This window comes from Candidatus Pseudomonas phytovorans, from assembly GCA_029202525.1.
GTDB lineage: Bacteria > Pseudomonadota > Gammaproteobacteria > Pseudomonadales > Pseudomonadaceae > Aquipseudomonas > Aquipseudomonas phytovorans.
The window spans coordinates 5,359,191-5,379,602 of sequence record CP119325.1 but is presented as its reverse complement, the minus strand read 5'-3'; the positions used below and the strand labels follow the sequence as shown (position 1 = coordinate 5,379,602).

Sequence of the window (20,412 nt, the reverse complement as noted above, 5' to 3'; positions counted from 1 at the left end):
AACCCGGGCCCCCTACCGTGATGAATACAGGCAAAGGCGCCTGGAGCTTCGGCTCCAGGCGCTTTTTTTTTGATCGAGGATCGGCTTATGAAGGCAACAGCGAGCAGCGGGCAACGAGAGCGACTGGTCATCGTCGGCAACGGCATGGTCGGCCACCATTGCGTCGAGCAACTGGTCAGCCGCGACGTCCTGCAGCGCTTCGAGGTACGGGTGTTCGGCGAAGAGCGCCAACGCGCCTACGACCGCGTGCACCTGTCCGAATACTTCGGCGGCAGCTGTGCCGAAACGCTGGCCCTGTGCGAGCACGATTTCTACAACGCCAACGGCGTGCACTTGCACCTCGGTGAGGCCGTGCTGGAAATCGACCGCGAGCGCTGCGAAGTGATCACCGCCGAGGGGCGTTACGGCTACGACCAACTGGTGCTGGCCACCGGCTCGTACCCTTTCGTGCCGCCGATCGAAGGCTCCAGCGGCAATGCCCGGCTGGTCTACCGCACCCTCGACGACCTCGACGGCATTCGCGCTGCCGCAGCCGATGCCCGCCGTGGCGTGGTGGTCGGTGGTGGCCTGCTCGGCCTGGAGGCGGCCAACGCCCTCAAGTCGCTAGGCCTGGAAGCGCATGTGGTGGAGTTCGCCCCACGGTTGATGCCGGTGCAGCTGGACGGCGAGGGCGGTGCCGCGCTCAAGGCACAGATTGAAGCGCTCGGCGTGGGCGTGCACCTGTCGCGCGCCACCCAGTCGATCAGCGCCGGTGAAACCTGCCGCTACCGCATGAACTTCGACGGTGGCGAGCACCTGGAAACCGACCTGATCGTGTTCTCCGCCGGTATTCGCCCGCAAGATGCCCTGGGCCGTGGATGTGGCCTGGACATCGCCGCCCGCGGTGGCGTGGTGATCGACAACCACTGCCGCACGAGCGACCCGCGCATTTTCGCCATCGGCGAGTGCGCGTCATGGAACGGCAGCGTGTTCGGCCTGGTCGCCCCGGGCTACAGCATGGCGCGCAACCTGGCGGCGTTGCTGATGGGGGAAGCGGCGGTAGCGTTCACCGGCGCCGACATGTCGACCAAGCTCAAGTTGCTGGGCGTGGATGTCGGCTCGATCGGCGACGCCCATGGCGCCACCCCGGGTTCACGCAGCTACCGCTTCATCGACGAAGCCAACAGCGCCTACCGCCGGCTGGTGGTGGATGCCAGCGGCAAGTACGTGCTGGGCGCGGTGCTGGTCGGCGATAACAGCTATTACGACACCCTGCTGCAGTACGCCCAGAACGGTATCGCCCTGCCAGCCGACCCGGCCGCGCTGATACTGCCGCAAGGCGGCGGTGCGCCGGCCCTGGGCGCCGACGCGCTGCCTGACAGCGCCACCATCTGCTCGTGCCACAACGTCAGCAAGGGCGCGGTGTGCGCCGCCATCGACAGCGGCTGCAGCGACCTTGCGGCGGTCAAGGGGTGCACCAAGGCCGCCAGCGGCTGCGGTGGTTGCGCAGCGTTGCTCAAGCAGGTGTTCGAGCACGAACTTACCGCTCGTGGCGTAGCGGTGGACAAAAGCCTGTGCGAGCACTTCGCCTACACCCGCCAGGAACTGTACGGGCTGGTGCGGGTAGAAGGCATCCGCACCTACAGCGAGCTGCTCGAACGCCATGGCAAGGGCCACGTTGGCTGTGACATCTGCAAGCCGGCGGTGGGCAACATCCTCGCTTCGTGCTGGAACCAGCCGATCATGGACCCGGCGCTGGTGCCGCTGCAGGACACCAACGACACTTTCATGGCCAACATGCAGAAAAACGGCACCTACTCGGTGGTGCCGCGTATTCCGGGGGGGGAAATCACCCCCGACAAGCTTATCGTCATCGGCCAGGTAGCGAAGAAGTACGACCTGTACACCAAAATCACCGGCGGCCAGCGCATCGACCTGTTCGGTGCCCAGTTGCACGAATTGCCGCTGATATGGGGCGAGTTGATCGAGGCCGGCTTCGAAACCGGCCACGCCTACGGCAAGTCGACCCGCACGGTGAAATCGTGCGTGGGCAGCACCTGGTGCCGTTACGGCGTGCAGGACAGTGTCGCCATGGCCCTGCGCCTGGAGGACCGCTACAAGGGCCTGCGCAGCCCGCACAAGCTCAAGTTTGCGGTATCGGGCTGCACCCGTGAATGCGCCGAAGCGCAGAGCAAGGACATTGGCGTGATCGCCACCGACAAGGGCTGGAACCTGTACGTGTGTGGCAACGGCGGCATGCGCCCACGGCATGCCGAACTGTTCGCCACCGACCTGGACGACGAAACCCTGGTACGCCTGATCGACCGTGTGTTGATGTTCTATATCCGCACGGCCGACAAGCTGCAGCGCACCTCGGTGTGGCGCGAAAACCTGGAAGGCGGGCTGGACTACCTGAAACAGGTGATCCTCGACGACAGCCTGGGCCTGGCCAGCGAGCTGGAGGCGCAAATGCAGCATGTGGTCGACCAGTACGAATGCGAATGGGCCAACGCCCTCAACGACCCGGAAAAGCTCAAGCGCTTCCGCACCTTCGTCAATGATCGGCGTGCCGACCCGGACGTGCACTTTGTGCGCGAACGCGAACAACGCCGGCCTGCTGCACCGCTGCACCTGATCCCTACTGTCGAGGAGGCTGTCTGATGAACCTGTCCAATGCTGCTGTGAAAACCCGCGAGAACTGGCAGGCGGTGTGCCAGGCGCAAGACCTGGTAGCCGATTCCGGCGTCGTGGTGTGGCTCGACGGGGCCCAGGTGGCGTTGTTCTACCTGCCGGGGCAGGCCCAGCCGCTGTATGCGGTAGACAACCGCGACCCGCGCTCCGGCGCCAACATCATAGGTCGCGGACTGGTGGGCAGTGTGCAGGGCGAGCTGGTGGTGGCGGCGCCGTTGTACAAGCAGCATTTCAGCCTGGCGAGCGGGGAGTGCCTGGAAGATGCCGGGCAGCGTTTGCGGGTGTGGCCGGTGCGGTTGAATGGGGAAGCAGTAGAGTTGGCGGTGGCCTGACATTCATCTGCTGGCTGCACTGGCCCTTTCGCGGGCACGCCCGCTCCCACAGGTACTGCACAGTTCTCCAGGCCTGTGCAGTACCTGTGGGAGCGGGCGTGCCCGCGAAAGGGCCAGTGCAGGCGATCTACATAACCGAGCCTGACAATGCGGTAAGCTTGGGGCCATGAACCTCGACACCCGTATCAAATACCGCCACCTGCTGTGCTTCCTGGAGATCGCCCGGCAGGGCAGCCTGGCCAGGGCTGCCGACGTGCTCGCCATCAGCCAGCCGGCCCTCTCCAAAACCCTCAAGGAGCTCGAAGACCTGCTGCAAGCGCGCCTGTTCGTGCGCAGCCGGCAGGGCGTCGAGCTGACCCCGGCCGGGGCGCGTTTCATGCGTTATGCCGGGCCCAGCGTGCAGGCCCTGCGCGATGGCGTCAGCAGCTTGCGCGGCGAAGCACAGGCGCCGTCGCAGGTGCGTATTGGCGTGCTGTCGACGGTCGAGGGCCTGCTCATGCCCGAGGTGCTGTGCCGCATGCACCAGCGCCACGAAGCGTTGGTCATCAGTGTGGCCACCGGGGTCAGCGCGCAACTGCTCGGCCAGTTACGGCTGGGCGAACTGGAGCTGGTGGTAGGGCGCATGACCGACAGCCCGCAGATCCAGGGCCTGTCGTTCGAGCATTTGTACAGCGAGTCGATGAGCCTGGTGGTGCGCCCGGGCCACCCGTTGCTGGCCGCCACGCCCGTCGAGCGAGCCCAGGTGGGCCGTTACCCGTTGGTGTTGCCACCGGCAGGCACCACCATCCGCCAGCATGCCGACAGCCTGTTCGTGCAGTGCGGCATCCAGATGCCGGCACAGCGCCTGGAAACCCTGTCGCTGGCCTTGAGCCGGCGCTACGTGCTGGGCAGCGATGGGCTGTGGGTGGCGCCGCGCGACGCGGTGCTGCTCGACCTGCGCCGTGGCGAGCTGGTCGAACTCGACCTGGGCGTGCGCGAACCGGGCGGCTCGGTTGGCATCTGCCGCAATGCAGCCCTGGCGCAGAGCCTGCCGGCGCAGTGGCTGTGCGAGGTGCTGCGCGAGGTGGCAGGGGAGTACCGCGAGGGCAATTACCCCTGAGTGCAGGCTGCTCAGAATCCAGCGAAATAAATGCCCGGTAAAACCGGGCAAAAACAGCACAACCGGTCAATACTGGCCAGTGGCTGCAAACGCCTGGATGAATAAGCGTTTAAGTACTGAACTTCCTTACTGAAACCCGCTCCTATGCCGGTAGCCATTGGTCATGGCCGCCTGCTAAGCTCGCGGCTTTACCCTGATTGCCCTTATGGCGCATGAACAAGGAAATAGCATGAAACAGCATCGTTTGGCGGCTGCGGTTGCCCTGGTAGGCCTGGTACTGGCTGGCTGTGATCAACAAGCCAGCAGCCCCGAGCTGAAGACTCCGGCACAGAAAGCCTCCTACGGTATCGGCCTGAACATGGGCAAGAGCCTGGCTCAGGAAGGCATGGAAGACCTTGATTCGAAATCGGTCGCCCTCGGCATCGAAGACGCCGTTGGCAAGAAAGAACAACGCATCAAGGACGAAGAGCTGGTAGAAGCCTTCACCGCGCTGCAGAAGCGCGCCGAAGAGCGCCTGGCCAAGGCCAGCGAAGAAGCCGCCTCTGCCGGCAAGAAGTTCCTCGAAGAAAACGCCAAGAAGCCAGGCGTGGTCACAACCGCCTCGGGCCTGCAGTACGAAGTGGTGAAGAAGGCCGACGGTCCGCAGCCCAAGCCTACCGATGTGGTTACCGTCCACTACGAAGGCAAGCTGACTGATGGCAAGGTGTTCGACAGCTCTGTCGAGCGTGGCAGCCCGATCGACCTGCCGGTCAGCGGTGTGATCCCGGGTTGGGTCGAAGGCCTGCAACTGATGCACGTTGGCGAGAAGTACAAGCTGTTCATTCCAGCTGAACTGGCCTACGGTGCACAAAGCCCAAGCCCGCTGATCCCGGCCAACTCGGTACTGGTGTTCGACCTGGAACTGATCGCCATCAAGGACCCGGCCCAACTGCAAGGCGCCGAGCCGCAAGCCGAGGCTCCAGCTGAAGCACCGGCTGAAGCGCCTGCCAAGTAACACTGGCTGGCACTTGCAAAACGCCCCGTCCTGACGGGGCGTTTTCGTTTGTGGCGATTGGACGAACCTGCAACAACTGATACTGTCCGAGGAAATGCAGTTTGCAGATGTAAGATGTTTCTGACGCAAATCGTTTGCGGCCAGGTACCCATGGCTTGAAACGGCTGTGTAAAAAACGCCCGATCTGACTGTGGCCCTTGCCTGGCAGGCACCTGGGGTCAGAAACGCGACCCTGTTCACAAGGTTATCCACAATAAATGTGGATAACCTGTTCCGTCTGGAGGCTCCATGAGCGCACCCTGGAATTTTGCCCGTTTCCTGCCCTTGGCCGAGCGCCTGCTCAGCCGTGGCCGGCTGCCGGCCCTGCTGTTCGCAGTGGCCCGCAAAGGCCCGCGCATCGGCCAGCTGCGCGACGATGTGAAATTGCTGCAGTCGCTGTGCTTGGCATGGTGGCGCGGCGAGTACCGTGCCATCAGCCCCAAGGCGTTGGTCACCATCGTGGCCGGCCTGCTGTACTTCGTCAGCCCTATCGATGCCATCCCCGACTGGTTGCTGGGCGTGGGTTTTCTCGATGACATCGCAGTGCTGGGCTGGGTGCTGAAGACCGTGGCCGATGAATTGGCGCGCTTCAAGGCCTGGCGCGACAGCCAGGCGCCCGAGCGGCTGCGCGTGGTCGAGCGCTTGCCGGCCACCCCGCAAGCGCTGCGCCTGGAGCGCAATACCCCGTGAAAACAGCCTGAACTGCACACAACCGGACAGACCCCGGAGTTGGTAATATAATTGGCATAAGGGTTATGCCTACGGATTACATGCTGTAATCCATTTTTAAGGGGTTTGTAATGGGTATTCAGGTCATCAGCCGGGACGGTCAGCCCGAGTACGCCGTCGTTCCCTGGGAGCAGTACCAGGCACTGCTCAAGTCGGCCGGGCAGGCGCCTGCCGAGGCCACTGTCAGAGAAGCGCCAGCTTCAGTTGCCGAGGCGCCATTGCCGGCCTTCAGCGAAGTGGCGCAAATTCGCCAGGCCAAGGGCATCGCCCCAGAGCTACTGGCGCGCAATGTCGGGGTGAGCCCGGCGTATCTGGGCATGATCGAATCGGGCGAGCGCCAGCCGGATGCTGCCATCCGCCGCGCCTTGGCCTGGCACCTGGGGGTGGCTGGCTGGAGCGAGCCATCATGAGCCAAGTCAGGATCAGCCGTCAGCACTGGGATAACCTGCTGGGCGAGCTTGACCTGGCCCGTCGTCAACGTCACTTGCTGACCTACCGAGCGCTGATCGAGCGTTTGCAACTGCCCAGCCCGGCCATGCAAACACTGACTGCCGCGCTGGAGTATCTGGCGGTGCTGGATGCCCGTGCCGAGCAGCCGCTGCGCAGCTCGCTGGTGATCAGCCAGGGCGCCAGCCGTTTGCCGCGTACCGGCTTCTTTGAATGTGTCGAACGGCTGGGGCGCTTTGCCGGGCCGGTCGATGGCATGGAGGCGGCTTCATGGCATGCCTCCGAGGTGGTTCGGGTGTTCGAGTACAGCTATCCCGAAACAGCCTGATGCCATTGCCAGAAACCATAGAATCTCCCACAGATGAAAAGGCCGGGCGTTTGCACACCCGGCCCCTCTGTTCGATGACACTCCACATCAATCTGCCATCACGGCCCTACTTCTTGGCCACCTTGGTGCTGGCACTGAGGTAGTCGATCAGGATACGACCGGTTTCCGACAGGTAAGCGTCGTCTTCCGGCTTGGTGTTTTCATCCTCTACCGGCAGCGCGTCCTCGTCCTCTTTCTTCAGCTCTTTGAGTGGCTCTTCACCCTTGGCTTTGCGGCGGACGTTTTCCAGCGCCAACTGCTTGGCTTCGATATCGTCGTGGCGAGCACGGCGATCCTGCTCGTTGAGGCTGACGGTTTTTTCGGTCATCAGCTTTTGCGTCAGGGCAAGGCGGTCGCGAATGTAGGTGAACTCGGCATCCTTGTCGCTGCGCGCTTCATGCTGTGCCTTGAGCTGGGCCAGGTACGGCTTGAACGGGTCGGCCGCAGGCTTCACTACCGGGCGGATGGTGTCCCATGGCATGGCTTCGGGCAGGGCGCTCTCGCCGATTTCCTTGGTGTCGATGATCGACGGGTAGTCGATGTCCGGCAGCACGCCCTGATGCTGGGTGCTCTGCCCGGACACACGGTAGAACTTGGCCAGAGTCAGCTTCAGCTCGCCATGGTTGAGCGGCTGGATGGTCTGCACCGTGCCTTTGCCGAAGGTCTGGCCACCGATGATCAGCGCGCGGTGGTAGTCCTGCATGGCGCCGGCGAAAATCTCCGATGCCGAGGCAGACAGGCGGTTGACCAGCAGCGCCAGTGGGCCTTTGTAGAAGGCACCCGGGTTTTCGTCTTCAAGCACGTCGACGCGGCCGTCACTGTTGCGCACCAGTACGGTCGGGCCTTTTTCGATGAACAGGCTGGTCAGTTCGGTGGCTTCCTGCAGCGAGCCGCCGCCGTTGTTGCGCAGGTCGATGACCACGCCGTCGACTTTCTCTTTTTGCAGTTCGGTGAGCAGTTTCTTCACGTCACGCGTGGTGCTCTTGTACTCCGGGTCACCGGCGCGGTACGCCTTGAAGTCGAGGTAGAAGGCCGGGATCTCGATAATGCCCAGCTTGTAATCACGCCCGTCCTGCTTGAGCTTGAGTACCGACTTTTTCGCCGCCTGCTCTTCAAGTTTCACCGCTTCACGGGTGATCGACACGATCTTGCTGGTCTGGTCGCTCGGCGCATTGCTGGCCGGGATGACTTCCAGGCGCACCACCGAGCCTTTCGGGCCACGGATCAGCTTGACCACTTCGTCCAGCCGCCAGCCGACCACGTCGACCATTTCCTTGTTGCCCTGGGCCACGCCGATGATCTTGTCGGCCGGGGCTACCTGCTTGGTCTTGGCGGCAGGGCCTGCCGGCACCAGGCGCACGATCTTGACCTGGTCGTTGTCGCTTTGCAGTACCGCGCCGATGCCTTCGAGCGACAGGCTCATGTTGATGTCGAAGTTTTCCGCGTTGTCTGGCGACAGGTAGTTGGTGTGCGGATCGTAGGACTGGGCAAAGGTGTTGATGTAGGCCTGGAAGATATCCTCGGCACGGGTCTGGTCCAGGCGCGCCAGCTGGTTCTTGTAGCGCTTGGTCAGGGTTTCCTGGATTTGCTTGGGTTCTTTACCGGCGATCTTCTGGCGCAGCACTTCATCCTTGACGCGTTTGCGCCACAGGTCATCGAGCTCGGCCTGGTTCTTCAGCCACGGGGCGTCCTTGCGGTCGATCAGCAAGGTTTCCTTGGTGGTGAAGTCGATCTTGTCCACGCCTTTGTTCAGCTCGGCCAGGGCGAAGTCCAGGCGTTGCTTGACGCGGTCCAGATAGCGTTTGTAAATGGTGAAGCCCGGGTCCAGGTTACCGCTCTTGAGGAAATCGTCGAATTGCGTTTTCCATTTGTCGAATTCGGCAATGTCGGCAGCGGTGAAGTAGCTGCGCGCCGGGTCCAGCAGCTTGATGTAGCTGTCGTAGATGATGACCGAGCGGGCATCGTCCAGCGGCGGCTTGCTGTAGTGGTGGCGCTTGAGCAATTCCACCACGTTGAGGCTGGCGACGATTTCGTCACGGTCCGGCTGCAGGCCGTCCCACTTGTTGGCGGCCGCTGCATTGCCGCCGAGCGCGAGGCTGCCCAGGCCGATCATTACAGCGAGGGCGGTGCTTGGGAGGAAATGCTTCATGCTGATTCGACGTGGAGGCAATTGATCACGCATAGTAGGCCGTCTTTTCCGTTGCCGGTTCCATGGAACCGGGCAAATACTGCAAAAAGCCTGGGGTGTGCGTTCCCCAGGCCCAGTCATGATTCAACTATGGAGGCACTGTGAAGGCATTGCAAGGCGTTGACGGACATGTGGAGTGGGTCGAGGCCGAACGCCCGGCCTGTGACGCGGGCCAAGTGCGCATTCGCGTGGCTGCTGCGGGCCTGAACCGCGCCGATCTGCTGCAGATGAAAGGTTTGTACCCGCCACCGCCAGGCGCCAGCCCGTACATGGGCCTTGAATGCGCTGGTGTGGTCGAAGAAGTGGGCGCCGGTGCCGACTGGCGCGTGGGCGACCGGGTGTGCGCATTGCTGGCCAGCGGCGCCATGGCTGAGGAAGTGGTGGTCGATGCCCGTCACGTGCTGCCAGTGCCTGAGGGCCTGAGCCTGCACGAAGCAGCCGCGTTGCCGGAGGTGTATGCCACTGCCTGGTTGAACATCTTCCAGCTGGGTGGCGTGAAGGCCGGTGAGAAGGTGCTGGTGCACGCTGGCGCCAGTGGCGTGGGTTCAGCCGCCATTCAGCTGTGCAAGGCATTCGGCAGCCCGGTGTGGGTCAGCGTAGGTTCGGCGGATCGCCTGGCCTATTGCGAAGCGCTGGGCGCTGCGGGTGGAGTGGTACGTAACGAGAACCTGGAGGCGCTGGAAGGTTTCGGGCCGTTCGACGTGATTCTCGACCCGGTGGGCGCCAGCTACGGCGAGCTCAACCTCAAGCTGCTGGCCCGTGACGGGCGTTGGGTGATCATCGGCCTGATGGGCGGGCGCAAGTTTGAACTGGACCTGGCCCAGGTACTGGGCAAGCGCCTGGAGATTACCGGCTCCACGCTGCGCAACCGTGATGACGGCTTCAAGGCCGAGTTGCTGCGCGAGTTGCTACAGCAAGTGTGGCCGCTGTTTGGCGAAGGGCGCTTGTCGCCGCAGCTGGTCGATACCTACCCGGTGGAGTTTGCCCAGGCGGCGTATGCCGAGCTTGAGACCAATCAGGTGTCGGGCAAGCTGGTGATGGTGATTGACCCAAGCCTGGTTTAAGCAGGCCCGGCCCTTTCGCGGGCACGCCCGCTCCCACAGGGACCGCACAGTTTTCGAGCTGGTGGAGATCCCTGTGGGAGCGGGCGTGCCCGCGAAGAGCCCCACACAGATTTTCAGGACCAGCTCAGAATCGGCCAGCCATTGGTCTCGGCATGCTCACGCAACACCGCATCCGGGTTCACCACGTGCGGGTGATCCACCTTCAGCAACAACGGCAAGTCGTTCCTCGAATCGGAATAGAAACTCGCCCCCTCCAGATTCTCCTGCTCCTGATCCAGCCATTCCAGCAACCGGGTGATCTTGCCCTCGCGGTAAGTCAACACCCCATGGGTCTTGCCGGTATACACCCCGTTCACCGCCTCCAGCTCGATCGCCAGGTACTCATCCACCCCCAGCCGCGCGGCAATCGGCCCGACCAGGTGCGTGCCTGACGCGGAAATGATCAGAATACGGTCCCCACGCTTGCGGTGCTCGGCAATGCAGCGGCATGCGTCGCCGTAGATGATCGGTTCGATCACATCCTCGACCCAAGGCTCTACCAGATGCTCGACCTCCTCCAGGGTGCGCCCGGCCATTGGCTCCAGGCTGAAGGCCATGTAGTCCTCCATCTGCAGGTGGCCCTTGCCGTAGGCTTCCATCAGTTCATGGTCGCGGCGCAGGAAGTCCTTGCCGTCGACCCAGCCCAGCCGGGCCATCTGCTCGCTCCATAGCGACGCACAGTCCCCGTGGATCAGGGTTTCGTCCAGATCGAAAATTGCCAGTGCCATCGTGTTGAATCTCCTTAAGCCACTTCCCGCAGCGCCGTGGGGTCGATGGACAAGCTTACCCGTTTCCCGTCCGCGTGCAGGTCGGCCGGTGAGCGGTTGAGCACGTCGACCACCAACTCCACCTCGCGCACGTTTACGCGGTAGCGAATCACATTGCCCAGCAGGCTGTGGCTGCGTACTTCTGCGTCCAGTTCGCCATTGGCGCCCAAGGTGATCGACTCAGGGCGGATCGCCAGGCGGCTGGTGACCGGGCGTTGCAGCAGGCGGCTGGCGCTGTCGGCGTCCAGCAGGTTGTAGTTGCCGATAAAGCCGGCGGCAAACAGGTCCACAGGCGCTGTATAGAGGGTTTCGGCATCGCCGCTCTGCACGATCTTGCCCTGGTTCATCAGGAAGATGCGGTCTGACATGGTCAACGCTTCTTCCTGATCGTGGGTGACAAAAATGGTGGTCAGCCCCAGCTCACGCTGGATCGCCCGAATCTGCTCGCGCAGGTGTTTGCGAATACGCGCATCCAGGGCTGACAGCGGCTCGTCGAGCAGCAGCAGGCGTGGGCGGGTAACCAGCGAGCGGGCCAAGGCCACGCGCTGGCACTGGCCGCCAGATAACTGGTGCGGGTAGCGCCCGGCGAAGCTGCCCAGCTCTACCAGCTCCAGCACCTCACGCACCCGCACCTGGCTCTCGTCGGCCTTGACCTTCTGCATGCGCAGGCCAAACGCCACGTTCTGCTCCACGGTCATGTTGGGGAACAGCGCATAGCTCTGGAACACCATGCCAATGCCACGCTTTTGCGGGCTGACCGGCACAATGTCCTGGCCGTCGAGCAGGATCTGCCCGCTGTCCACCGGGGTCAGCCCGGCGATGCAGCGCAGCAGGGTGGACTTGCCGCAACCGGACGGGCCTAGCAGGGTAACGAACTCGCCGCGTTCGATATGGCAGTCGATGTTCTCGAACACCGGGCTGCCGGCGTAGCTTTTTTGCAGTTTCTGTACGCTGACGAAGCTCATGTCAGGTCTTGTCCTTGTTCAGGCGGTTGGCGACCCAGGTCAGTACCAGCACGAAAGCGAAGTACGAGATCACCAGTGCGCTGTTGAAGTGGCCGCTGCTGTTGCGCATGTTGTTCAGGTAGACCTGCAGGGTCTCGTAGCGGGTGCCGACCAGCAGGTTGGCGAACACGAATTCGCCGAACAGGAACGAAAACGACAGCAGCAACGCCACCATCAGGCCCTTGCGCAGGTTCGGCAGCACCACCAGCAGTGCCGCCTGCCAGGTGCTGGCGCCGAGCAGTTGGGCGGCGTCCATCAGGTCGCGCAGGTTGATGGCCTGCAGGTTGTTGGTAATGGCCCGGTACATGAACGGCAGGGCGACGGTGAAGTAGCAGCCAATCAGGATCCACGGGGTGCCGACCATGGCCATCGGCCCGCTGCCATACAACTGCAGCAGCCCCACCGACGACACCACCGGCGGCACCGCGAACGGCAGCAGGATCAGGATGTTCATCAGCGCATCGAGCCTCGGGAAGTGGTAGTGCACCACGAACAGCAGCGGCAGGATCAGCACCACCGACAGCAACAGTGCACCCATGCACACCAGCAGTGATTGGCCGAAGGCCGCCAGGAAGCGCGGCTCGCTCCACAATGCCACGTACCATTTCAGGGTCAGGCCGCTGGGTAGCAGGCTTGCCGACCAGCTGGTAGCCAGCGAATACAGCAGGGTGCCGGCCAGTGGCAGCAGCAGGATCAGGAACAGCAGGTAGACCACGGCGCGGTGGTACCAGCCGCCGGAACGGGTGTCAGCGCGCATGGTAGCTCCGTTTCAGTAGCCATTGGTGCACCACCGTGACCAGCGTCATCAGCCCCACCAGCACCATCGCCAGGGCGCTGGCCAGGTTGGGATCGAGGCTGATGTCGCCGGCCACCAGGCCAGCGATGCGGATCGGCAGTACGTTGAAGTTGCCGGTGGTCAATGCGTACACGGTGGCATAGGCACCGAGGGCGTTGGCCAGCAGGATGACGAAGGTGCCGAGCAGGGCCGGAGTCAGCACCGGCAGGCCGATGTGCCGCCAGAATTGCCAGTGGCTGGCGCCCAGCAGTGCGGCCGACTCGCGCCAGTCTTCACGCAGGGCGTCGAAGGCGGGGTAGAGCAGCAACACACCCAGTGGGATCTGAAAGTAGGTGTACACCAGGATCAGCCCGCTCTTGGAGTAGATGCTGAAGTCTTCCAGCAGGCCGATCTGCTTGAGCAGCAGGGTCAGCGCGCCGTTGAAACCGAGCAGGATGATGAAGGCGAAGGCCAGCGGCACCCCGGCAAAGTTGCTGGTCATGTTGGCAAAGGCGCTGACGAAGTCGCGCAGCCTTGAATCGACCTGGCGCAGTGAATAGGCACCGAGGGTGGCGATGATGATGCCGAACAGGCTCGACCAGAAGCTGATCTCCAGGCTGCGTTGCAGCGCCTGCAGGTAGAACTTCGAGCTGAAGACCTTGCTGAAATTTTCGATGCCCCAGCCGGCTTCGGATTGCACGCTGTTGATTGCTACCCAGGCCAGCGGGGCGATCTGGAAGATGACGAAGAACACGGCAAACGGCAGCAGGCAGAGCAGGGCCAGGTAGCGGCCACGGTTCACTTGAGCAACTCCCGGCACACCGTTTTGTCGTGGGCTGCGCCCAGCAGTTCGCAAATGGTGCCGCACAGCTCGGTCTGCAGCGGCTTGGCGGCGGGGTCCAGGCTGAAGGCCTCGCCAAAGACGAACAGCGGCACTTCGCGCTCTTCGGCCAGCAGGCCGTTGTGCGAGCGGTCATTGTTCATGCCGTGGTCGGCGGTGACCAGTACCTGATAGCCCTCTTCGAGCCAACGCGGCAGGTAGTCGGCCAGCAAGATGTCGACACTGCGCGCGGCGTTGCGGTACTGGCTGCTGTCCAGGCCGTGGCGGTGGCCGACATCGTCGATGCTCATCGGGTGCACCAGCAGAAAGTTTGGGGCGTGGCGGCGGCGCAGGTATTCACCATCGGCCAGCAGGTGCGAGTCGGGGTAACGGTCGTCCCAGTAGAACAGCCCGTGCTGGATCGGCAGCTTCGGCGCGTGGGTGTGGCGGTCGCGCTGCGGGTCGAAGGGTGAGCGGTTGTACAGCTCGCTCATCCAGTGATAGGCCGCTGCTGCGGTGCCCAGGTTGGCCTCGCGGGCGTAGTGGAACACGCTGCGCTGGTTGGACAGGCGGTTGACGTTGTTGTGCACGATACCGCTGTCGATCGGCGGCACGCCGGTGAGGATACATTCGTACAGCGGCCGTGACAGCGACGGCAGCTCGCATTCCACGCGGTACAGCGCGGCGCGGTCGGCCTCGACGTAGGCGTGCAGGTGGCCCATTGCGTGGTGGGCGACCTGGTAGTTCAGGCCGTCTAGCAGGACCAGGATGACGTTGTGGCTCATTCAATACTCCGCAAAGGAACCGGGGAGGGCTTCGCCCTCCTTTCGCGACACAAGGCCGCTCCCACAGGAACAGCGAAAACCTCTGGGGCGACGCTGGCCCTGTGGGAGCGGCCTTGCGTCGCGATGGGCTGCGCAGCAGCCCCGGGATGGCCCTGCCTTACTCCATCTCGATGATCACCTGCTCCTGCCACTTCCGCGGCAGTTCCTTCGAGGTTTTCTCCCAGGCATCTGCATCATTGATCGGCTTCACGTTCTTGTACTGATCATTGGGCAGTAGCTTGGCCTTCACGTCTTCAGGAAGCGTCAAGTGCTCAGCCCGGATCGGCCGGGCATGCCCCTTGGCCAGGTTGATCTGCCCGGCGTCGCTGAAGATGTACTCACGGGTCAACTTGGCCGCGTTGGGATGCTTGGCGTACTTGTTGATCACAGTGGTATAGCCGGAAATCACCGAGCCATCCGATGGGATCAGCACTTCAAAACGCTTGGGGTCGATCTGCTCACGGTAGCTCAGGCCGTTGAAGTCCCACACCACGCCCACTTCCACCTCACCCTTTTCGATGGTCTGAATGGTCGGGTTGGCCAGCGACAGGCGCTTCTGCTGGGCCAGCTTGGTGAACAGCTGCAGGCCCGGCTCGATGTTGCTCTCGTCGCCCTTGTAGGCAATCGCTGCAGCCAGCACACCGTTGGCCGCCTGGGCAGCGGTGCCGACATCGCCGATGGCGACCTTGTACTTGCCTTTTTCCAGGTCATGCCAGGAGGTAGGGCGTTCGCCTTCCTTGACCAGATCCTTGTTGATGATAAAGGCAATGGTGCCGGTATAGGCCAGCGCCCAGTGGCCGTCCTTGTCCTTGGCCCACGTCGGTACCTGGTCCCAGGTGCTTGGCTTGTACGGCTGGCTCACGCCCTTGGTCACCGCAATCGGGCCGAAGGCGGCGCCCACGTCACCGATGTCGGCGCTGGCGTTGTCCTTCTCGGCTTCGAACTTGGCGATTTCCTGGGCCGAGCTCATGTCGGTGTCGCTGTGCTTGAGGCCGTACTTGCTGGCCAGGTCTTCCCAGGTGCCTTTCCAGTTGGCCCAGGCATCGGGCATGCCCACGCTGTTGACGGTGCCTTCCTTGCGGGCGGCATCTTCCAGGGCCTTGAGGTCCGCGGCCATGGCCGAAGTACAGAACGCGATGGCCGAACCGAGCAGTGACGCCATGAACAACTTTTTCATCCGTAGCTCCTTGGGTGGGTGCCTTTTACCGATCGTTGTTATGTGTGAAGCCGTTGCCTGGAACCTTTGGTCTAGGTCAGCAAACCTTGAGCCAAGGTAGGCCGCTTGCGTGACAATTTGATGTAGGCGCAAGCCCGAACCTACAGCGTAGACTACATGCCAACCCCGGTTTTGCTGGCTTTGCCAGCGCCAGACCGCGTCTTGTCACCGGATGTTCATCAGCCCTGCCTAGGCTTGCACTATTCTCCATAAGCCCTGTCATGGGGCTGGACTAGTCCAGATAGGTAACCTTTGATGCAGCCGATGCCACCGCGTGCGGTAACAGCCATCTGCCATGCCCTGCAGGAGCAGATCGAGCACGGCCTGCTGGCGCCGGGCGGCAAGCTGCCGGCCGAACGCAAGCTTAGTGAGGTGTTCGACACCACGCGCATCACCCTGCGCGAGGCGCTGGCGCAGCTGGAGGCCCAAGGCTTGATCTATCGCGAAGAGCGGCGCGGCTGGTTCGTCGCGCTCGAGCGACTGACCTACGACCTGATCGAGCGCAGTCACTTTCATGCCATGGTGCGCGACCAGGGGCGTGTGGCCAGCACCGAGCTGTTGTCGGCACGGCTGCAGCCGGCCTCGGCGGCCATCTGTGCGCGCCTGCAGTTACCTGCGTTGTCCAGTGTGGTGCTGATCTGCCGGTTACGACGGATTGACGGGCGGGCTGTGCTGTATGCCGAGCACTACCTCAACCCTCGGTACTTTCCGGGTATTCTCGAACAGGACCTGGCGCAGTCGCTGACCGAAATTTATGAGCGGGTTTATGGCATCCGGTATGGGCAGGTGTGCTTCGAGATCTTGCCTACGGCGTTGCCGGTTGAGGCGGCGGGGGCGTTGAAGGTGTCGGTGGGCAGCCCGGGGTTGCACATTACTCGGGTCAATAGCGACCAACATGGCCATCTGATTGACTGCGACTTGGAATACTGGCGGCATGATGCAATCCGCATTCGTGCCCAGGCGGGATGAGGTGTTGGCCTCTTCGCGGGCTTGCCCGCTCCCACAGGTACTGCACAGGCCTTGAACACTGTGATGATCCTGTGGGAGCGGGCAAGCCCGCGAAGAGGTCCTAACTGGAAGAACCGGTTTCCGCCATTGCCCCACCGCCGGCAGTCACCACCTGCACCGACAACCGCGGCGTTGCCAGGTCCAGCCCGGCCTCATCCATTTGCCGCTTCAAGGCCAGGTTGAAGGCCCGCGACACTTCCCACTGTTTGATCGGCGCAGTCTTGAACCGTGCCCGCAAGATCGCCGAGCCCGACTCGAAGCTCTCGACCCCCTGCAACTCCAGCGGCGACCAGATATTGCGGCGCATCAGCGGGTCGTTGCGCAGCTTCTGGCCCACTTCGCGAACCAGCGAGATGGCGTTGTCGATGTTCATGTTGTGCGGGATCGCCACCCGGAAGATGGCGTAGCCGAACTCCCGCGAGTAGTTCTTGATGCTCTTGATCTCGCTGAACGGGATGGTGTGCACGATGCCATCGATGTCCCGCAGGCGTACGGTACGGATGGTCAGGCCCTCGACCGTACCAAGGTGCCCGCCGACATCCACGTAGTCGTCGATGGCCAGCGAATCTTCGATGATGATGAACAACCCGGTGATCAGGTCGGCCACCAGCGATTGCGCGCCAAAACCGATGGCCAGGCCGATCACACCGGCACCGGCCAGCAGCGGGGTGACGTTCATGCCCATGTTGGCCAGCGCGACAATCACCGCAATGATGAAGATGACCACAAACAGCACGTTGCGGATCAACGGCATCATGGTTTGTGCGCGGGCGTTGGCCAGGCCCCGGCGCGAACGCACCAGCGCGTGGTGCACGGCGGTGTCGGCCAGGATCCACACCAGCCAGGCAACGATCAGCGTGCCGGCCAGCCCCAGCAGGCGCAGGCTCACTTCGTGGCCGTCGCCCTCGGCGAAGCTGATCATCGACAGCCCCCATACCCGCAGGCCCAGCTCGATGAACACCAGCCAGATGAACAGATGCACCAGCAGGTAGCCAAAGTTGCGCAGGCGTTCGGCATACACCGCCTGGCGCTTGCTGGCGCGTTTGGGGTTGGCCGCGTGCCGGCGCACCAGGCCGTTGAGCACCATGCACACCACTACCAGCACCGTGCACATCAGTGACTGGCGCAGGGCGGTGCTGGTGTCGCCGGCCGAGACGAAGGTGGCGAACAGCGAGATGACCACCAGGATCAGCGCCGGGATGAACCAGAAGCTGCCGAGAATTTCGATGGTGTCGCTGAGGGTTCGCCGTGTCAGGCGCCGCGCCAGTGGCTGGTTGCGGATCAGGTGGGCGATCGGGCGGCGAAAGCGCAGGATGAACAGCCCGGTGCACAACGCGGCGATGACGTTGGCCAGGGTCGCGAGGGCGTGGGCCAGGTGGGTCCCCAGTGCGACCAGCATGCGCGGATCGCTCATGGCCTCGCCAAACGCTGCGAAGCTGCCGATCAGCCACAGCGGGCGGAATGCCTGGTGCCTAAGGATATGCAGGGCACGGTGGCGGTGCGGGCCGTCGAGCAGCGAGAAGGCGATCACGCAGATGGCCGAGAAGCAGGTGCCGACCACCAGGGCGTAGGCCAGCACCATGGCCAACGATTTACCCAGCGACGGCGGCAGCACAAAGCTCAGGTACACGGTGAACACCAGCGCCACCAGCCACGGGCCGAGCTTGCGCAGGGCAAAGCGGACCAGGTCCCAGGTACGCGGGTGCTGGGGCAGTTCTTCGCTCAGGCCAAAGCGCAGGCGTATGCGGTGGCCGACCCAGTTGAAGGCATAGGCCAGCACGCTCCACACGGCAATCACGGCGGCAAAGCCGAACAGGATCGCCGGCCACTGGTGCACCGGCACCATCAGTTCGGTGAGTTCAGCCTGGGCTTGTTCGATTTCCGCCGCCCAGCGGTGGAACGGGCTGGCATCGCCGCTGAACTGTTTTTCGAAGTCATGCAGGGCGCCGCCGATCAGGCCGAGCACACCCTGTTCCACGCTGGGCTGCGATTGCCGGGTGGCGTCGCGCAGCTTTTTAAGGTCGGCCAGCAGCTTGGCCCGCTGCTGGTCGTTTTCCAGGTTCTTGATCACTTCGTCCAGCGACTTGCCCAGCGGCTCGGTGGCCTCCGGTTGCGCGGGCGCACTGCCGCCCAGCAGGCTGGGCAGGCCCGCAGCCTGCACTGGTGTGATGAATAGCAACAGCAGCAGGAACAGGTAACGCAGGAGGGCAGGCACTGGCAAATCTACCTCAGGTCAAACGATTGACCGAGTGTAGAGGTTTATGTCGGCAGTTTCTCAAGGATCTTCCAGCAGGTAAGGCCAAAGATGCCCAAGGTGCCGATCCACATCATCAGCACACCGATATTGCGCTCGCGCATGCTGAAACCGATGGTCAGCAGCATCAGGAACAGGAACACCGGCACGAACAGGGACAGAAACGGGGACATGGACAGCAATCCTTTTGCAGTGGGGCCATGTAACAAGCATAGCGCTTGGCAAGCGAAGCGGGATTGACCTTGAGCAGGTGCAAGCAGGCCCGGCCTCTTCGCGGGCTTGCCCGCTCCCACAGGTACTGCGCAGCGTTTGATCGCGGTGCGGTCCCTGTGGGAGCGGGCGAGCCCGCGAAGAGGCCGGGCCTGCCTACATCAAGGCAACTCGCGGCTACGGTAGAAGGCGGTCAACACCTTCACCAGATGCGCCAGGTCATGGCTGCCGCACAGTTCACGAATGGAATGCATGGCAAAGGTCGGCAATCCTATATCCACCGTGCGCACGCCCAGGTGGCTGGCCGCAATCGGCCCGATGGTCGAGCCACAGCCCATGTCGCTGCGCACCACAAAGCTTTGCACCGGCACCTCTTGGGCCATGCACAGGTGGCGGAAGAAGCCGGCGGTTTCGCTGTTGGTGGCGTAGCGCTGGTTGTTGTTCACCTTGATCACCGGCCCGGCGTTCAGCTTGGGCCCGTGGTTGCCGTCGTGCTTGTCGGCGTAGTTGGGGTGCACGCCGTGGGCGTTGTCGGCCGACACCATCAGCGAGCGCTGGATGGTGCGCACGTAGGCGTCGCCATCAGGCAGCAGGCGCTGCAGGGTCTGCTCCAGCATCGGGCCGTCGGCGCCGCAGGCCGAGCTGCTGCCGACTTCTTCGTGGTCGTTGCACACCAGTACGCAGGTCTCGTCGCTGTCGGCGGCCAGCAGCGCCTGCAGGCCGGCGTAGCACGACAGCAGATTGTCCAGACGGGCACCGGCAATGAAGTCGCCGTTCAGGCCGATCAAGGCAGCGTCCTGGGTGTCGTAGAAACTCAGTTCGTAGTCCAGCACCACATCGGCGATCAGCTCGTGCTCGCGCGCCAGTTGCTCGGTGAGCAGGGCGCGGAAATCGATGCGCTCGTCACCGGCCACCTGGGCGAGGATCGGCGGCAGTTCGTTCTGCGGGTTGATCGCCCAGCCTTCGTTGGCGGTACGGTTCAGGTGGATCGCCAGGTTGGGGATGACCGCGATGGGCAGCTTGAAATCGATCAGCTGGCTTTCAACCTTGCCGTCACGGCGGTAGGTGACGCGGCCGGCCAGCGACAGGTCGCGGTCGAACCACGGCGCCAGCAGGGCACCGCCATACACTTCCACACCCAGTTGCAAAAAGCCCAGGCGCTGCAGCTCGGGCTGCGGCTTCACGCGCAGGCACGGGCTATCGGTGTGGGCACCGACCATGCGGATACCGTTCAGTAACGGTGCCTGCTTGCCTAGTTTGATGGCGATGATCGACGAATCGTTACGGGTGACGTAGTAGCGGCCGCCAGGCACCGTGGCCCAGCTGTCGCGCTCGTCCAGGCGCTGGTAGCCGGCAGCTTCCAGGCGCTGGGCCAGGCTGGCGGTGGCGTGGAAAGGCGTGGGGGAGGCCTTGAGGAAGTCGATAAGGCCAGTATTCAGTGCGTCGCGCATAGCTCACTCCAGACAGCAGTGGCGCGAGTTTAACGCAGAATGTCGACAATTTGTGTCTGCCTCTTCGCGGGCTCGCCCGCTCCCACAGGTACTCCACAGGTTTTGAATGTGGTGA

At 63.1% G+C, this 20,412-nt stretch carries 19 protein-coding genes; 9 read left to right on the top strand and 10 right to left on the bottom strand.

The window, feature by feature from the left end:
• Positions 1-87 precede the first annotated feature (87 nt).
• The 7 genes from nirB (at position 88) to P0Y58_23655 (ending at position 6,638) form a co-directional block, all read left to right on the top strand.
• The gene (gene nirB, locus P0Y58_23685) at positions 88-2,640 is read left to right on the top strand and encodes a nitrite reductase large subunit NirB (GenBank protein WEK29858.1); all 2,553 of its coding nucleotides are present in this window, start codon (positions 88-90) and stop codon (positions 2,638-2,640) included.
• Positions 2,640-3,002, top strand: a complete 363-nt coding sequence (gene nirD, locus P0Y58_23680; GenBank protein WEK29857.1) for a nitrite reductase small subunit NirD — start codon at positions 2,640-2,642, stop codon at positions 3,000-3,002. Before nirB ends, nirD begins: the two co-directional genes overlap by 1 nt.
• A gap of 166 nt (positions 3,003-3,168) precedes the next feature.
• Complete coding sequence (gene pcaQ, locus P0Y58_23675; GenBank protein ID WEK29856.1) at positions 3,169-4,101, top strand: pca operon transcription factor PcaQ; 933 nt, start codon at positions 3,169-3,171, stop codon at positions 4,099-4,101.
• Positions 4,102-4,330: 229 nt separating this feature from the next.
• Positions 4,331-5,095: an FKBP-type peptidyl-prolyl cis-trans isomerase gene (locus P0Y58_23670; protein WEK29855.1), complete on the top strand. Its 765-nt coding sequence runs from the start codon at positions 4,331-4,333 to the stop codon at positions 5,093-5,095.
• 288 nt (positions 5,096-5,383) lie between these two features.
• Complete coding sequence (locus tag P0Y58_23665) at positions 5,384-5,824, top strand: YkvA family protein (GenBank protein ID WEK29854.1); 441 nt, start codon at positions 5,384-5,386, stop codon at positions 5,822-5,824.
• A gap of 110 nt (positions 5,825-5,934) precedes the next feature.
• Positions 5,935-6,273, top strand: a complete 339-nt coding sequence (locus P0Y58_23660) for a helix-turn-helix transcriptional regulator (GenBank protein ID WEK29853.1) — start codon at positions 5,935-5,937, stop codon at positions 6,271-6,273.
• Positions 6,270-6,638, top strand: a complete 369-nt coding sequence (locus P0Y58_23655) for a hypothetical protein (GenBank protein ID WEK29852.1) — start codon at positions 6,270-6,272, stop codon at positions 6,636-6,638. Before P0Y58_23660 ends, P0Y58_23655 begins: the two co-directional genes overlap by 4 nt.
• Before the next feature lie 106 nt (positions 6,639-6,744).
• Here P0Y58_23655 and P0Y58_23650 read toward each other — a convergent pair whose 3' ends face one another.
• Positions 6,745-8,826 carry a carboxy terminal-processing peptidase gene (locus tag P0Y58_23650; GenBank protein ID WEK29851.1) on the bottom strand — a complete coding sequence of 694 codons (2,082 nt, stop codon included), beginning with the start codon at positions 8,824-8,826 and terminating at the stop codon, positions 6,745-6,747.
• A 140-nt stretch (positions 8,827-8,966) separates the two neighbouring features.
• On the opposite strand from P0Y58_23650, the gene P0Y58_23645 reads away from it, so the two are divergent.
• A complete protein-coding gene (locus tag P0Y58_23645) occupies positions 8,967-9,929 on the top strand; it encodes an NAD(P)H-quinone oxidoreductase (GenBank protein WEK29850.1) in 963 nt (320 codons plus the stop codon).
• A 113-nt stretch (positions 9,930-10,042) separates the two neighbouring features.
• On the opposite strand, the gene P0Y58_23640 is transcribed toward P0Y58_23645, so the two are convergent.
• The 6 genes from P0Y58_23640 to P0Y58_23615 all read right to left on the bottom strand — a co-directional run bounded on the left by P0Y58_23640 (position 10,043) and on the right by P0Y58_23615 (position 15,335).
• Positions 10,043-10,696 carry an HAD-IB family hydrolase gene (locus P0Y58_23640; protein ID WEK29849.1) on the bottom strand — a complete coding sequence of 218 codons (654 nt, stop codon included), beginning with the start codon at positions 10,694-10,696 and terminating at the stop codon, positions 10,043-10,045.
• 14 nt (positions 10,697-10,710) lie between these two features.
• Complete coding sequence (locus tag P0Y58_23635; GenBank protein WEK29848.1) at positions 10,711-11,700, bottom strand: ABC transporter ATP-binding protein; 990 nt, start codon at positions 11,698-11,700, stop codon at positions 10,711-10,713.
• Between the two features lies 1 nt (position 11,701).
• Positions 11,702-12,496 carry an ABC transporter permease gene (locus P0Y58_23630; GenBank protein WEK29847.1) on the bottom strand — a complete coding sequence of 265 codons (795 nt, stop codon included), beginning with the start codon at positions 12,494-12,496 and terminating at the stop codon, positions 11,702-11,704.
• Positions 12,486-13,316, bottom strand: coding sequence for an ABC transporter permease subunit (locus tag P0Y58_23625; GenBank protein ID WEK29846.1), 831 nt, complete (start codon positions 13,314-13,316; stop codon positions 12,486-12,488). The genes P0Y58_23630 and P0Y58_23625 overlap by 11 nt, the downstream gene beginning before the upstream one ends.
• On the bottom strand, positions 13,313-14,119 hold the full coding sequence (locus P0Y58_23620) for an alkaline phosphatase family protein (protein ID WEK29845.1): 807 nt from the start codon (positions 14,117-14,119) through the stop codon (positions 13,313-13,315). The genes P0Y58_23625 and P0Y58_23620 overlap by 4 nt, the downstream gene beginning before the upstream one ends.
• Before the next feature lie 157 nt (positions 14,120-14,276).
• A complete protein-coding gene (locus tag P0Y58_23615) occupies positions 14,277-15,335 on the bottom strand; it encodes an extracellular solute-binding protein (protein WEK29844.1) in 1,059 nt (352 codons plus the stop codon).
• Between the two features lie 294 nt (positions 15,336-15,629).
• Between P0Y58_23615 and P0Y58_23610 the strand changes: the two genes are divergently transcribed.
• Positions 15,630-16,343, top strand: a complete 714-nt coding sequence (locus tag P0Y58_23610; protein WEK29843.1) for a UTRA domain-containing protein — start codon at positions 15,630-15,632, stop codon at positions 16,341-16,343.
• A gap of 100 nt (positions 16,344-16,443) precedes the next feature.
• Here the strand turns inward: P0Y58_23610 and P0Y58_23605 are convergent, their stop codons facing one another.
• From P0Y58_23605 to P0Y58_23595, 3 genes are all read right to left on the bottom strand, one after another.
• Positions 16,444-18,597, bottom strand: coding sequence for a mechanosensitive ion channel family protein (locus P0Y58_23605; protein WEK29842.1), 2,154 nt, complete (start codon positions 18,595-18,597; stop codon positions 16,444-16,446).
• A 44-nt stretch (positions 18,598-18,641) separates the two neighbouring features.
• A complete protein-coding gene (locus P0Y58_23600) occupies positions 18,642-18,809 on the bottom strand; it encodes a hypothetical protein (GenBank protein WEK29841.1) in 168 nt (55 codons plus the stop codon).
• 198 nt (positions 18,810-19,007) lie between these two features.
• Positions 19,008-20,297: a M18 family aminopeptidase gene (locus P0Y58_23595; GenBank protein ID WEK29840.1), complete on the bottom strand. Its 1,290-nt coding sequence runs from the start codon at positions 20,295-20,297 to the stop codon at positions 19,008-19,010.
• Positions 20,298-20,412: the final 115 nt, after the last annotated feature.